We start from the raw sequence: 14,678 nt of genomic DNA on the forward strand, positions 1-14,678 counted from the left end.
TCGGGATGCTCCGTTTCGTGTGCTTGGCGGCTCACGTTCGGAGTTTCCCCGATGGACTCCTGCATACGTCAAACTTCTACAGCCTCCCCGGCAGAGCCGGGGGGACTCCCTTGCTGGTCTAGCGCACGCAGCAAGCCGTCATCCTCAACCTTATCGTCATGGGCGAAGCCGCCACGCGTTTGCTGCAAAACCACGCAGCGTTCGTCGAACGCCACCCGCACATTCCCTGGCGCAGCATGAAGGGCATGCGCAACCGCATCGCCCACGGCTACTTCGACATCAATCTCGACGTGGTCTGGGAAACGGTGCAAACGGAGCTGCCGGAACTGCGGGGGCACCTCCCAGCCATCAAAAGGGATGCCGCCGAAGGCGACGAATGAACTCCGGCGCCTACTCATAACGCAGCGCCACCGCCGGGTCGACGCGCAGCGCGCGCAACAGCGGCACCAGCGCGGCGAACGCGGAGACGCCGATCACCAGCAGCAGCACCGGCACGAAGACCATCGGGTCGTGCGCGCGGGTGCGCAGGTTCGGGTCGGCCAGCAGCTTCGACCACGGCATGGCCAGCACGAGACCCGCCAGCAAGCCGATGCCGAGCTGCCATGCCAGCTGCCGCGCCACCGTGCGCACGATGGCGCCGTGGCCCGCGCCGATCGCGCGGCGTATACCCAGTTCGCGCGTGCGCTGCGCCACGGCAAAGGACAGCACGCCGTACAGGCCGGCCGCCGCCAGCAGCAGCGCCACCAGGCCCAGCGCGCTGAACACGTCCGTCATTATCACGAATCCCGCGCGCACCATCGCCATGCTCCGGGCCTGGCTGCGCACCGCATACACGGCAGCCTGCGGATCGACGCCATGCACCGCATCGTTCAGCCGCGGCGTGAACGTCGCGGCATCGGCAGGCGTGCGCACGACCAGCCGCACCGCATGCAGCGGCACCATGGTGGCCGCCTGGTCGAGCGGCATCAGCAGGCCCGGCCGCGCACGTTCCAGCATGCTGTCCATCTGCAGCGTCTCGACCACACCCACCACTGTCGCCGTGCGTGCCCAGGCCTTGCCGGGATAGAGCACCAACGGGCGGTTCAGGGCGTCGGCGTGCGGCCACATCGCGGCGGCCATCTTGGCGTCGACCACCACCACCGGCGCGCTGTCCGCGGTATCGCGCGCGTCGAAGAAGCGGCCTTCCAGCAGCTTCACGCCGAACGTCGCCGGGAAGTGCGCATCGACGATGCCCATCTGCGCCCGCGGCCAGCCGTCCGCGGGTTGCGGCTGCCCCGGCAGGGAAAAGTCCTCGTGGCTGCCCAGCACCGCGCCGGGCACGGTGTTCGAGGCGCCGGCGTCGATCACGCCCGGCTGCTGCCGCAGGCGTTCCGCCACGCTGTCGAAGAAGCGGATGCGCTTCGCGTCGTCCGCGTACAGCTGCGCCGGCAAGGCCACTTGGGCGGTGAGCACCTGGGCGGCATGGCCGGCCCCCGCCACCGGCCGTGCCAGCAAGGCATCCAGCGCACGCACGAAGGTGCCAGCGCCCACCAGCAGCACCACGGTGAGCGCCACCTCGGCCACCACCAGCCACTTCGCCACGCGGGCGAAGCCGCTGCCGGACCCCTTGCTGCCGTCGCGCAAGGCGTCCTGCAGGTCGGGACGCGACGCACGCCAGGCGGGAATGCCGCCGGTGAGCAGGGTGCCAAGCACCGCCACCACCACGCCGAAGCCCACCACCCATGCATCGATGCCATGCGCGAACGGCACCGTGCCCGGGTGGCTGTCGATCCAGACCTGGTGCATCCAGCGGTCGCAGGCATGGGCGATCAGCAGGCCCAGTGCCAGCGCCACCGCCGCCAGCATCAGGCTCTCCACCAGCGCCCCGAACACCAGTCGCGCGCGGCTGCCGCCCAGCGCGCTGCGCAGCGCCAGCTCGTGCCGCCGCTGCAGGGTCTGCACCAGTTGCAGGTTGGCCACGTTGATGCCGGCCAGCAGCAGCACCAGCACGCCGGCACCGAACATCAGCCATACCCACTGGCGCAGGTCCAGCGGCGCATAGCTCACCGACATCGGGTAGATGGTCAGCCGCTCCATGCGCTGGTCCGGCGGCATCACGCGCTGCATGCGCCCCGCCCATGCATCCAGTTCCGCGCGCGCCTGTTCCAGGCGCACGCCGGGCGCCAGCCGCGCGGTCACATCCACGTCGCCATGCTCGCCGGGAGCGAGGCGCAGCGGCAGCCAGGCTTCCGTACCGCCGTCCGGGAAGCGGAAGCTCGATGGCAGCACGCCGGCCACGCTGGCCCACTCGCCGTTCACCCGCACGGCGCGACCGACGATGTGCGGATCGGCGGCGAACACATGCCGCCACATCGCCGCGGACAACACGATCACGCGCGGCGCGCCGGGCACGTCGTCGGCCGGCTGCAGGCCGCGGCCCAGCAGCGGCTTCGCGTCCAGCATGCGCATCATCGAAGCGGTCAGCTGGCAGCTGGCATGGAACGTCGCCCCGCCGCCGCCATCGAAGGTGATGCCCGCGTTCGTCCACGCGCCCATCGCATCCGCGCTGCGCAGCTTGTCGTGCAGCTCCAGATACTGCGCGCCGTCCATGCCGCCGATGCCGTTGCTCGTCGGCTCGCCTACCGCCACCAGCCGGTCGGCATGCGCAAACGGCAGCGGCTGCAGGATCACCGTGTTGACCAGCGTGAACAGGAACAGCGCCACGCCCAGCCCCACGCCCAGCACCGCCACCGACAGCAGCGCATAACCGGGCCGCCGCACCAGCCGTCGCCATGCCTCGCGGCATTCGCGCACGATCATCGTCACTCTCCCTTCAAGGCGCGCATCGGCGCCACGCGCGATGCGCGAAACGCAGGCAACAGGCAGGCCAGCAGGCCGGCTGCGGCAAGCAGCACGCAGACGCCAAGCACCACGGCCGGATCGAAGGCGTTGCCGCGCCCTAGCAGTGTCATCAACATCACGGCCATCGCGTGCGAGATGGCGAGTGCGATGGCCACGCCGATGGCCAGGCCTGCCACGATCTGGATCAGGCCGCCGCGCAGCACCAGGCCCAGCAAACGCCGCGGCGCGGCGCCAAGCGCCATGCGCACGCCGAACTCGCGCTCGCGCGCGGCCACCGCCACCGCCATCACCGCATACAGGCCTGCCGCCGCCAGCAGCAGCGCCAGCGCGCCGAACAGGCCGATCAGCCACAGGCTGAGTCGGGCGTTCTGCGTGGTCGCGCGCACGATGCTGTCCATCGGGCGCAGGTTGGCGATGGGCTGCTCGGGCGCGACTTCCGCCAAGGCTGCGCGCATGCCGGCCTGCCAAGCCATCGGGTTGCCGTGTCCGCGCAGTGCGAAGCGCAGCGGCTCCATATCTCGGATGACCTTCATCGTCGCATCCGGCACCTGCGACATCGGTATGTAGATCACTGGCTGCGATGGTTGCAGCGGCCCGTACTGATAGGTGGAACCCACCACACCGACGATGTGCAGCTTCCACATGCCGTTATCCACACGCGGCACATCGATCGCCTGGCCCAGAGCGTGACCGCCGTAGTACGTGTCCGCCAAGTCCTGACTGACGATGGCCACCCGTTCGCTGCCTGCCGTGTCATCGCGCGTGAAGTCGCGCCCTTCGCGCAGCGGTATGTCGAACAGCGCGAAGAAGCCGGGGCCGACGCCGTGGTACTGCGATCCGAACTCCTTGCCATCCTGTGTGCGTGGAGAAGTCTGGAGTTGGCCAAACATGCCGCTGCTCGCGGGAAGGTTGGTAGTCACCGCGGCATCCGTCACGCCCGGTATCGCCTGCATCCGCCGCACCAGTCGCTGCGACAGATTCCACACCGAGGCCATGTCCGGGTAATCGGCCCGCACGGGTGCCAGATCGAACGTGAGCATGTTGCCGTCGGCAAAGCCGAGCCGCAATTGCGATGCGTCGTAGAGCGCGTGCATGAACACGCCAGCCGCGCACAACAGCATCGTCGCCAAGGCCACCTGCGCCACCACCAGCACGCGGCCCAGGCGACCGCTGCGCGAGCCGATGCCGCTGCGGCCACCTTCGCGCAATTCGTCCACCGTAGCCGCGCTGCGGCTGCGCCATAGTGCCAGCGTTGCCGAGAGCAAGGCTCCCAGCAAGCCAGCGACCAAGGCCAATGCCCATGACGATGCGCCGATGCTCAAGCTGCCGCCCCACAGCCATTCGGCGGGGATGAAACCTTGCAGCAAAGCCAAGCCCACGGCGGCAAACGCCATCCCCAGCAAGGCACCGATGCCGCCCACCAGCACGCCTTCGGCCAATGCCGGCAGCATCAGGCGCGGCGTTGATGCGCCCAGCGCGCTGCGCACCGCGGCGTCGTGGCTGCGCGACAACGCGCGCAACAACATCAGGTTGGTTAGGTTGACCAGTGCGATCAGCAGCACCAGCAACGCGCTGGCGAGAAACAGCAGCAATAGCGGTCGCGCACCCTGCTGCATGGCCGTGGTGAAGTTTACGGCACCGAAACGCGGCTTCTTCCAGTTGCCGCCCATCGCCATGTCGCGGTACATCGCCCGCTCGCGCGCATCGACCTGGGCGGATACCGCGGCGATATCGGTGCCGGGTGCCAATCGCGCGACTGCGAAGGTGCCGTTGTTGCTGAAGTCGCGGCTCGCCCGCGGCAATGCGACCGGCAACATCACGTCGCCCGGCCCCAGCACGGTGTTGAAGGCCGCCGGCAGCACGCCCACGATGGTGTGCGGCACGCCTTCCACGCGCAGGCTGCGGCCAATCACATGCGTGTCGCCGCCGAAGCGGCGCAGCCAGAAGCCGTGACCGAGGATGACCACGGGCGGGCCGTTCGGGCGATCTTCCCGTGCATCGAAGTTGCGCCCCAACACGGGCTGCAGGCCTAGCGTGGGCAGCATGTTGCGGTCGAGGTAGTTCACCGGCACCTGCGCCGGTGCGCCCTCGCCGGAAATGTTCACCATCGAGCCGGGGCGTTCCAGCCCCAGCGACGTCACACCGTCGAGCTTGTCCAGAAACTGGTATTCGTGTGGCGAGATGCTGCCGAGGACGCCGTTGAAATTGACGTGCAGCTTGCCCAGCATGGCCAATCGTTCCGGCTGCGGCACCGGCAACGGCCGCCACAAGGTGTTCTGGATCAGCGTGGCCACCGCCACGCTGGCGCCGATGCCCAGCGCCAGCACGCTGCTCGCCAGCAGCAGGAAGCCGGGGCGGCGCAGGCTGGCGCGCCATGCGCGCCAGATTTCGGTGAGCCAGGTGTTCATGCACGAATTCCCCTTTCCATGGCTTCATTCCCCGCGCAAGGCATGCATCGGCGCCGTGCGCCCGGCACGCAGGGCCGGCGCCAGGCAAGCCAGCACCCCGGAACACGCCAGCACCGCGCAGGCGACGAGGATGGCCCACGGGTCGAATACGCTGCGCCCCAGTTGCGCCACCACGGCACGCAGCACGCTCGACCCCGCCGCGCCCAGCACCACGCCTGCCGCGAGGCCGAACACGATCTGCAACAGGCCGCCGCGCAGCACCAGCAGCAACAGGCGGCGCGGCGATGCGCCCAGCGCCGCGCGCACGCCGAACTCGCGTTCGCGCGCAGCGACCGCCACCGCCATCACCGCGTACATGCCTACGCCAGCCAGCAGCAGGGCCAGGCCACCGAGCAGGCCGACCAGCATGAGGTTGAATTCCGTGTCGGTGGTGGTGTCGTGCACCACCCAAGCCATGCTGCGCACGTGGCTGATCGGCTGGTCGGGCGCCACTTCGGCCACCGCCTGCTTCACTCCGTTGCGATAGCCGTCGGGATCACCCTGCACCTTGATGGCAAAGCGCAGCGGTTCATAGTTACGGAACATGCGCAGGCTGTCGTCGTCCACCTGCGCCAGCGGCAGGTAGAGGATGGGCAGCACCGAATCCGGGTCTTCCGGCCCGAACTGGTAGGTGTCGGCCACCACGCCGACGATGCGCGCCGAGAGCATGCCCGCACCCGAGCCCTGCTGGATGATCTGCCCCAGAGCATGGCCGCCGTAGTACGTGTCCGCGAACTTCCGGTTGACGATGGCCACCGCTTCGCCGCCGCGCACGTCGCTATCGGCGAACAGGCGCCCCTGGCGCAGGCGTATGCCGAACACCTCGAAGAAGGCCGGGGAAACGCCACGGAACTGCGCATTGAATGCTTCACCGCCCGGCACGTGCAGGTCACCCTCGTTCCACTGGCCGCTGGAGTCGCCCGCCGGCAGGTTGGTGCCTGCCTCGGCCTGGCGCACGCCGGGAATCCGGCGCAGGCGCTCGACCAGCCGCTGCGACAGGGCCTGCACGGAGGCCGCATCGGGATAGGTGGCCTTGACCGGCGCCAGCTCGAAGGTGAGCACGCCGCGTGCATCGAAGCCGAGATCGACCTTCGCGTTGTCGAGCAGGGTGCGCAGGAACACGCCCGCCGTGCACAACAGCAGCGAGGCCAGCGCCACCTGCGCGATCACCAGCACGCGGCCCAGCAGGCCGCTGCGCCGGCTGAAGCCGCTACGACCGCCTTCGCGCAGGCTGTCCATCGACAGCGCGGTGCGGCCACGCCACAAACCCAGAACGGTGGCAACCAAGGCACCGAACAAGCCGACCGCGATGGCCAGCGCCCATGCGGACCAGCCGAGGCTCAGGCCGCCGGGGCGCGTCCACTCCACCGCCATCCAGTCGACCGGCATCCATGTGCGCAAGGCCAGCAGACCCGCCGCAGCCAAGGCCTGCCCGAGCAACACGCCGAAAAGACCGACCAGCACGCCTTCCGCCATCGAAGGCAAGGCCACGCGCCACGACGACGCGCCGAGCGCGCCGCGCACGGAAGCCTCGTGGCTGCGTCCCATCGCGCGCAGCATCATCAGGTTGGTGAGGTTGACCAGCGCGATCAGCAACAGCAACGCGGCGCAGGCCAGCCACATCAGCGCGGTCGCGCGCTGATCCTGGTGCTGCTTCGCGCCGAAATCCTGCACGCCGAAATGCGAGCGGCGCCAGTAGTCGCTGCTGTAGGCGGCGTTGCCTTCTGCGACATAGAAAGCATGCAGCCGCGTGTCCACCTGCGCGCCCAGTGCCTCGCGCGTGGCGCCCTGCGCCAGCCGCGCCACCGCGGTGTAGTTGGTGCCGTCGTCGCGCGAGTGGGCGGGGAACGTCGTGGGCAGCGCAATCGAGGCTTGCCCGAGGTCGAAGCCTTCCGGCAACACGCCGACGATGGTGTGCGCCACGCCTTCCACTTCCATGGTCTGGCCGACCGCCGCGGGATTGCCGCCGAAGCGACGCAGCCAGAAGCCGTGGTAGAGCAGCACCACCGGCGGCCCGTGCGGCCGGTCTTCCTGTGCGGTGAAGTTGCGCCCCAGCGCGGGCTGCACGCGCAGCGTGGGCAACAGGCCGTGGTCGATTTCCAGCGCCGGCACCTGCACCGGCTCGCCGTCGCCGGCGATGTTCGCGGCGACGGGATCGCCCTTGAAGATGCCCAGCGATTCCACGCCCGGCAGACCGGCCAGCTGCTGGTATTGCTGTGGCGACACGGCCGTCACGTTGCCCTGTTCGAGACGCCCAAGCGCCACCAGTCGCTGCGGCTGCGGATAAGGCAGGGGTCGCAGCAGCACGCCGTCGATCAGGGTGAACACGGCACTGGCCGAACCCACGCCCAGCGCCAGCACGACCGCCGCCAGCAGCAGGAACCCCGGCCGGCGCAGGCTGGCGCGCCAGGCCTGCCAGACCTCGGCGAGCCAGACTCTCAGCAGCGCGATGTTCACTCGCCCACCTCGATGCGCTGGCCGATCAGCGCGTCGAGGCGCGATTCGTCCTCGCGGCGCAGGCGGTCGTAGGTTTCCTCGTCCACCACTCGCCCGTCGAACAGGCGCACCTTGCGCTGGGCGAGTTCCGCGTAGCGCGCGTCGTGGGTGACCATGCAGATGGTGGCGCCGCCCTTGTGCAGTTCGTCGAGCAGGGCCATCACCGCCTCGCCGTTGCGCGAGTCGAGGTTGCCGGTGGGCTCGTCGGCGAGCAGGATCGCGGGCCGGCCGACCAGGGCGCGCGCCACCGCGACGCGCTGCTGCTGGCCGCCGGAAAGCTGCGCAGGATAGTGGCGCATGCGGTGCGCCATGCCCACGCGTTCCAGCGCCTCCTGCACGCGTGCGCGGCGCTCGGCGGCGTCGATGCCGCCGCGGTAGGTGAGCGGCAGCTCCACGTTCTCCTGCACGGTGAGGTCGCCGATCAGGTTGAAGGCCTGGAAGATGAAGCCGATCTCGGCGTTGCGGATGCGCGCGCGCTGCGCGGCGTTGAGCGCGGCGACGTCGTGGCCGTTCAGCACGTAGCTGCCGGCGCTGGCGGTGTCGAGCAGGCCGAGGATCGACAGCAGGGTGGTCTTGCCGCAGCCGGACGGGCCGGAGATGGAGACGTACTCGCCGCGCTCGATGCTGAGGTGCACCTCGCTGAGCGCGTGGGTTTCCACCTCGTCGGTCTGGAACACCTTGCGCAGGTCCTTGAGGGCGATGACGTTGGCGGATTGGGTCATGGGTCTGTCCACTCTTGAGGCTTTGGTTTCCCTTCTCCCCTCGGGAGAAGGTGGCCCGGAGGGCCGGATGAGGGTTCGGGCAAGGTGCGGCGTTCGTCTTCGCCTGAACCCTCACCCCTGCCCCTCTCCCGGAGGGAGAGGGGTTCCGTTTGTCTCGCTCATTTCAACTTGATGCGATCGTATTTGTCCCACTGGCTGGTGTCGGAGAGGATCACCCGGTCACCCGCCTTCAACCCGCGCAGCACCTGCACGCGATCGACCGAGGCGGCGCCGATGCGCACCGGCACGCGGGTGGCGGTGTCGCCGCCGGGGTCGAGGCGGAACAGGCTGAGGTCGGCATCGGCCTGGGCCAGCGCGGGGCGTCCCACCGAGAGCACGTCGTGCAGCTGGGCGACCAGGATGCGGCCGTCGACGGAAAGGTCGGGCCGCGCGCCGGGCGGCAGCTTGCCGGCGAGGGAGACGTCCACCTGCACGCTGCCGTTGCGCACGGCCGGGTCGATGCGCTCGACCTTGCCGTCGACCACGCCGTTGTGGGTGTCCACGCTCACCGGCATGCCCAGCGCCACGTCCTTGGCCTGCACCTCGGGCACCTGCAGGCGCGCGATCAGCACGTCGGGCCGGGCCACGCGCGCGAGGTTGGCGCCGGCGGCGACCTGGGCGCCTTCCTGCACCGCCACTTCCTGCAGCACGCCGGCGATGCCGGCCTTCACCTGCAGCGCGTCGGCCTGGCGCTGGCGCAATTGCAGGTTGCTCTGCTGCTGCGCCAGCGCGGCCTGCACCGCGTCGACCTGCGCCTTCATGCTGGCGGCGAACGCGGCCACGCGCTGCCGCTCGATTTCGCTGCGCTCCTTGAGCTGGGCCAGCGCGATCTGGCCCTGCTCGAACTGCACGCGCGGGATCAGGTGGTCCTTCGCCGCGATGGTGTCGGCGTCGGCCTTGACCTTGGCCGAGGCGTAGTCCGACTGCGCCTGCGCCTGCGCGGAACGCTGGTCGAGCAACTGCGACGCCAGCTCGGCGCGCTTGGCGGCGACTTCGGCCTGCGCCGCGGCCACCTGCGCCCTGGCGTTGCGCAGCGCGTCCTCCACGGTGGGATCGGCCAGTCGCATCAGCACGGTGTCCGGCTGCACCGGCGTGCCCGGCCACACCAGGATCTGTTCCACCTGCGCCGGCGTGGCGGCGGCCAGCCAGCGGATCTCGCGCGGCACCAGGGTGCCGGTGGCGCGCACTTCGCGCAGCATGTCGCCCTGCTGCACGGCGTCGATCCACAGGCTGCCGCGGTCGGCCACCGGCAACGCCGGCCCCAGCCGCCACACCAGCGCCGCCAGCGCGGCCACGGCCAGCGCCGCGCCGCCCACCATCAGTTTCAGCCGGCGGCGCTTGCGGATGCCATAGATCGGGTTCGCGATATCCATGCGCCATGCATGGCAAGCCGCGTGCCAAGCGACACCGACGAAAAAAGAGCTTGCGGATCAAGGCCCGGCCATAGCGACACGCAGCGACCGGGACGGCGCGCCGTCCGCATCCGGATGCCATGTCCGCAAACGGACGCCGCGCCGCGGACGGAATGCGCGGCCCGCCTCAACCGGTGTTCTGCAGCCCCTGCGCCACGCCGTTGACGCAGGCCACCAGCGCCTGCAGCAGGGCGTCGTCCTGGCGATCATCCGCGCGCCAGCGCTTGAGCAGGTCCACCTGCAGCAGGCTCATCGGGTCGATGTAGGGATTGCGCAGGCGGATCGAGGCGGCAAGGCGCTGATCGCCCTGCAGCAGTTCATCCGCGCCCTTGAGCCGGAGCACCCAGGTGCGGCTGCGCTCGAACTCGGCGCGGACCAGCGCGAAGAACGGCTCGTGCAACTCGCCGGCCAGCCGCGAGAACGCCTCGGCGATGGCGAGGTCGCACTTGGCCAGCAGCATCTCCACGTCGTCCAGCGCGTTGGCGAAGAACGGCCAGTCGCGCGCCATCCCGGCCAGCGCCTGCTCGCCGTATTCGGCCACGCCCCATTCCAGCGCGCTGCCCAGGCCGTACCAGCCGGTGATGATGGAGCGGCACTGCGTCCAGGCGAATACCCAGGGAATCGCGCGCAGGTCTTCCACGCCGCGCATGCTGCGCCGGCGCGAGGGGCGCGAGCCCAGCGCCATGCGCTCGATCACGTCGATCGGCGTGGCGCTGCGGAAGTAATCCACGAAACCCTCGCGCTCGACCAGCGCGCGATAGGCCTTGCGGCTGCGCGCGGACAGCGCGTGCATGCGCTCGCGCCACTGCGTTTCTCGCCGGTCCTCGTCGCGCGGACGCAGGCTGGCGCGCAGCACCGCGCCCACGGTCTGCTCCAGGTTGCGCAGCGCCAGCGCGCGGATGCCGTACTTGCGGTGGATCACCTCGCCCTGCTCGGTGACGCGCAGGGTGCCCGCCACCGACCCTCGCGGCGAGGACAGCAGCGCGGGCGTGATGCGCGCGCCGCCGCGGCTGGCCGAACCCCCGCGGCCGTGGAAGAAGGCCAGCGCGATGCCGTGTTCGCGCGCCACTTCCAGCAGTTCCACCTGGGCGCGCTGCAGGCCCCAGCGCGAGGCCAGCGTGCCGCCGTCCTTGCCGCTGTCGGAATAGCCCAGCATCACCCACTGGCGGTCGCCGCGCGCGGCGAGATGGGCGCGGTAGAGCGGGTCGGCCAGCAGGGCGCGCAGCGTGGCCGGCGCGTTCTTGAGGTCGGCGATGGTCTCGAACAGCGGGGCGATGTCGAGGGGGACAGGGCTCCTTGCGTTCGCCTCCCAGCGCTTATCAGACAACGCGCTCCTTGCCATCGCCTCCTCTCCCCCCCGGGGAGAGGGAGTAGAAGCAGCTTCGTCCCGGCGGGAAGAGGGAGATGATCCTGCAGGCTCGACCAGGCCACCGTGCCTTGCCAGCGCCAGCACCGCCAGCACGTCGGCGGCAGAGCGCGCCATGCTGATGATGTAGAGGCCGGTGGCCTCGGTGCCGTAACGGCGGCGCGCATCGTGCAGGGTGGCGAACACGGCGCGCAGCGAGGACGCCACGCTGTCCTCGCTGGCGACGAAGTCGCGCTCGCCACGCAAGCAGGCATGCAGTGCGGCCACGCGCTCGTCCACGTCGCGCTTCGCCCAGTCCGGATCGCCGAGCAGGGCGGCCAGCGCGTCGTCGTGCACGCGCGAATCCTGGCGCACGTCGAGCCGGGCGAGGTGGAAGCCGAAGCTGCGCACGCGCCAGATCAGCCGCTGCACCGCGTAGGCGCCCGCGTGCAGGCCGCGATGGTCGACCAGGCTGGCGGCGACCAGTTCGAGGTCGTCGCGCAGTTCGTCGACGGACGCATAGGCCTCCGGATGCTTGTCGCCGTGGGTGGCTTCGAGCCGCGCGCCGATCATGGTGAGCAGGCAGCGGTACGGCATGTCGGCGTAGCGCGGCCGGATGCGCGCAGCGGCCTGCGGGAAGCGCGCGCGGTAGTCGTCCAGCCGCTGGCGCAGGCGCGGGTCGACCTGCACCCGGCCGTCGGTCTGGCTGAGCAGGCGCGCCAGCGCGGCGACGTCGGCGATGTAGCGCTCCAGCACCTGCGCGCGCTGGCTGGCGAGGCTGGCGGCGATGGTGTCGGCGCCCACGTTGGGGTTGCCGTCCATGTCGCCGCCCACCCAGGTGGCGAAGGAGAGCAGCCGCGGCAGGGGCACCGCCACGCCGTAGACCGCCTGCAACGCGTCGGCCAGCGATTCGTAGAGCGCCGGCACGATGCGGTAGATCGGATCGGCGAGATAGAAGTCCACGTGGTCGCGTTCGTCCTGCACGCTGGGCCGCACCGGCGAGGCCTCGGCGGTCTGCCAGCCGGCGGTGAGCGCCATGTGGATGCGCTCCTCGTCCTCGCCGCGCTCCTGCGGCGTGCGGCCGCCGTCGAAGCCGTCGACCAGGGCGCGCACGATCGCCTGCTCCTTCTCCAGCAACGAGGCACGCACCGCCTCGGTGGGGTGCGCGGTGAACACCGGCTCCACTTCCAGTCGCAGCAGCCATTCCAGCAGTTCGTCCGCGGTCACGCCCTGCGCCTTCAGCCGCTCCAGCACGTCGCGCAGCGACTCCGGCTGCGGTGCACCACCCTCGCGCTGGTAGTCGCGGCGGCGGCGGATGCGATGCACGCGCTCGGCGATGTTCACCGCGTTGAAATAGGTGGCGAAGGCACGCGCCAGCGCTTCCGCATGCGCCACGTCGAGCCCGCCCAGCGGATCGGCCAGCCCGGCCAGCGGCGCGCCCTCCTGCCGGCGCGCGATGGCGGCGACGCGTACGCGCTCCACCTCGTCGAGGAAGGCCGGCGCCACCTGCTCGGCCAGCATGCGGCCGACCAGGGCGCCGAGCCGGCGCACGTCGTCGCGCAGCGGCGCATCGGGCAAGGCGGGCTCGGGACTGCGGGTGGCGTTCATCACGACGGCATCGGCTCGCAGGGGGCGGAAGACCAAGCCTAGCGCAAGCGTGACACTTTTGCTGCAATGCCGCAAAACCCTTCGATCGGCCTGTGCGCAGCCTCGTCGAAGGCATGGTGGTGTCCGCGCCGCTATAATCATCCATTCCCGTCGAGGGGCGCTGCGACCGTGACATGTTCACGGCCAGGCTCGATGGTTTCTTTCTGCAACGGCGCCCGGTTTGTCGCGATGTCTCCGCTCCCGCGGATGCGTCCGCGATACCGGCCACACCCGGCCGGCCTCCCCACCAGAACCGGAGCTGCACATGAACGCCGCACTCAAAGAAAACACCCACGACTACAAGATCCGCGACATCGGCCTCTCCGATTTCGGTCGCAAGGAACTGGACATCGCCGAGCACGAGATGCCGGGCCTGATGGCTATCCGCCGCAAGTACGCCGCCTCCACGCCGCTGAAGGGCGTGCGCGTCACCGGCTCGCTGCACATGACCATCCAGACCGCGGTGCTGATCGAGACGCTGAAGGACATCGGCGCCGACGTGCGCTGGGCCTCGTGCAACATCTTCAGCACGCAGGACCACGCCGCCGCCGCCATCGCCAGGACCGGCACGCCGGTGTTCGCGTGGAAGGGCGAGACGCTGGAGGAATACTGGGACTGCACGCTGGACGCGCTGTCCTTCCCCGACGGCAAGGGCGGCTTCCTCGGCCCGCAGCTGGTCGTCGACGACGGCGGCGACGTGACCCTGCTGATCCACAAGGGCTACGAGCTGGAAAAGGGCGACGAGAGCTGGGTCAACAGCGCCTCGGGCAGCCACGAGGAGCAGGTCATCAAGAACCTGCTGAAGCGCGTCGCCAGGGAGCGCCCGGGCTACTGGACCCGCGTCGTCGCCGACTGGAAGGGCGTCTCCGAGGAAACCACCACCGGCGTGCACCGCCTGTACCAGCTCGCCGAGGCGAAGAAGCTGCTGGTGCCCGCGATCAACGTCAACGACTCGGTGACCAAGAGCAAGTTCGACAACCTGTACGGCTGCCGCGAATCGCTGGCCGATGGCCTGAAGCGCGCGATGGACGTGATGCTGGCCGGCAAGCTGGCCGTGGTCTGCGGCTACGGCGACGTGGGCAAGGGCTGCGCGCACAGCCTGCGTGCCTACGGCGCCCGCGTGGTGGTCACCGAGATCGACCCGATCAACGCGCTGCAGGCGGCGATGGAAGGCTTCGAGGTCAACACCGTCGAGAGCACGCTGGGCCGCGGCGACATCTACGTCACCACCACCGGCAACAAGGACGTGCTGACCCTGGCCCACATGCAGGCGATGAAGGACCAGGCCATCGTCTGCAACATCGGCCACTTCGACAACGAGATCCAGGTCGACGCGCTGAACGCCTCCGGCGCCGAACGCCTCAACATCAAGCCGCAGGTGGACAAGTACACGTTCAAGAACGGCAGCAGCATCTTCCTGCTCGCCGAAGGCCGGCTGGTGAACCTGGGCTGCGCCACCGGCCATCCCAGCTTCGTGATGTCGAACTCGTTCTCCAACCAGACCCTGGCGCAGATCGACCTGTGGGCGCACAAGGACAGCTACGAAGCCAAGGTCTACATCCTGCCGAAGAAGCTGGACGAGGAAGTCGCGCGCCTGCACCTGGAGAAGATCGGCGTGAAGCTCACCACGCTCAGCGCCGAGCAGGCCGCATACCTTGGCGTGCCGGTGGAAGGCCCGTACAAGCCGGACCACTACCGCTACTGACTGAGCGTGTTTCGGCTACGTGCA

Annotated in this window: 7 protein-coding genes, 1 pseudogene and 1 riboswitch; of the genes and pseudogenes, 2 read left to right on the forward strand and 6 right to left on the reverse strand. The window is 69.8% G+C overall.

Annotated elements, in window-relative coordinates:
* Positions 1 to 134: 134 nt before the first annotated feature.
* Positions 135 to 380: pseudogene (locus tag ABQJ56_RS15795) on the forward strand (HepT-like ribonuclease domain-containing protein); the annotation flags it as partial.
* 10 nt (positions 381 to 390) lie between these two features.
* Here the strand turns inward: ABQJ56_RS15795 and ABQJ56_RS15800 are convergent.
* The 6 genes from ABQJ56_RS15800 to ppc form a co-directional block, all read right to left on the reverse strand.
* Entirely contained in the window at positions 391 to 2,799 is a 2,409-nt protein-coding gene (locus ABQJ56_RS15800) for an ADOP family duplicated permease (RefSeq protein ID WP_367845980.1), read from the reverse strand.
* Positions 2,800 to 2,801: 2 nt separating this feature from the next.
* Positions 2,802 to 5,249, reverse strand: a complete 2,448-nt coding sequence (locus ABQJ56_RS15805) for an ADOP family duplicated permease (RefSeq protein ID WP_367845981.1) — start codon at positions 5,247 to 5,249, stop codon at positions 2,802 to 2,804.
* Between the two features lie 24 nt (positions 5,250 to 5,273).
* Positions 5,274 to 7,745, reverse strand: coding sequence for an ABC transporter permease (locus ABQJ56_RS15810; RefSeq protein WP_367845982.1), 2,472 nt, complete (start codon positions 7,743 to 7,745; stop codon positions 5,274 to 5,276).
* Positions 7,742 to 8,506 carry an ABC transporter ATP-binding protein gene (locus tag ABQJ56_RS15815; protein ID WP_367845983.1) on the reverse strand — a complete coding sequence of 255 codons (765 nt, stop codon included), beginning with the start codon at positions 8,504 to 8,506 and terminating at the stop codon, positions 7,742 to 7,744. The genes ABQJ56_RS15810 and ABQJ56_RS15815 overlap by 4 nt, the downstream gene beginning before the upstream one ends.
* Positions 8,507 to 8,664: 158 nt before the next feature.
* Entirely contained in the window at positions 8,665 to 9,918 is a 1,254-nt protein-coding gene (locus ABQJ56_RS15820; protein WP_367845984.1) for an efflux RND transporter periplasmic adaptor subunit, read from the reverse strand.
* Between the two features lie 166 nt (positions 9,919 to 10,084).
* On the reverse strand, positions 10,085 to 12,910 hold the full coding sequence (ppc, locus tag ABQJ56_RS15825) for a phosphoenolpyruvate carboxylase (RefSeq protein WP_367845985.1): 2,826 nt from the start codon (positions 12,908 to 12,910) through the stop codon (positions 10,085 to 10,087).
* A 146-nt stretch (positions 12,911 to 13,056) separates the two neighbouring features.
* A riboswitch (S-adenosyl-L-homocysteine riboswitch) is annotated at positions 13,057 to 13,134 on the forward strand.
* 80 nt (positions 13,135 to 13,214) lie between these two features.
* Between ppc and ahcY the strand changes: the two genes are divergently transcribed.
* Positions 13,215 to 14,654: an adenosylhomocysteinase gene (gene ahcY / locus ABQJ56_RS15830; RefSeq protein WP_367845986.1), complete on the forward strand. Its 1,440-nt coding sequence runs from the start codon at positions 13,215 to 13,217 to the stop codon at positions 14,652 to 14,654.
* Positions 14,655 to 14,678: the final 24 nt, after the last annotated feature.

It is taken from the genome of Rhodanobacter geophilus, from assembly GCF_040812275.1.
Lineage (GTDB): Bacteria > Pseudomonadota > Gammaproteobacteria > Xanthomonadales > Rhodanobacteraceae > Rhodanobacter_A > Rhodanobacter_A geophilus.

Excerpts from the sequence above, each read along its gene's own strand:
- ABQJ56_RS15815 (WP_367845983.1), bottom strand. The coding sequence starts at position 8,506 with ATGACCCAATCCGCCAACGTCATCGCCCTCAAGGACCTGCGCAAGGTG.
- ahcY (WP_367845986.1), top strand. The coding sequence starts at position 13,215 with ATGAACGCCGCACTCAAAGAAAACACCCACGACTACAAGATCCGCGAC.
- ABQJ56_RS15820 (WP_367845984.1), bottom strand. The coding sequence starts at position 9,918 with ATGGATATCGCGAACCCGATCTATGGCATCCGCAAGCGCCGCCGGCTG.
- ppc (WP_367845985.1), bottom strand. The coding sequence starts at position 12,910 with ATGAACGCCACCCGCAGTCCCGAGCCCGCCTTGCCCGATGCGCCGCTG.
- ABQJ56_RS15805 (WP_367845981.1), bottom strand. The coding sequence starts at position 5,249 with ATGAACACCTGGCTCACCGAAATCTGGCGCGCATGGCGCGCCAGCCTG.
- ABQJ56_RS15800 (WP_367845980.1), bottom strand. The coding sequence starts at position 2,799 with ATGATCGTGCGCGAATGCCGCGAGGCATGGCGACGGCTGGTGCGGCGG.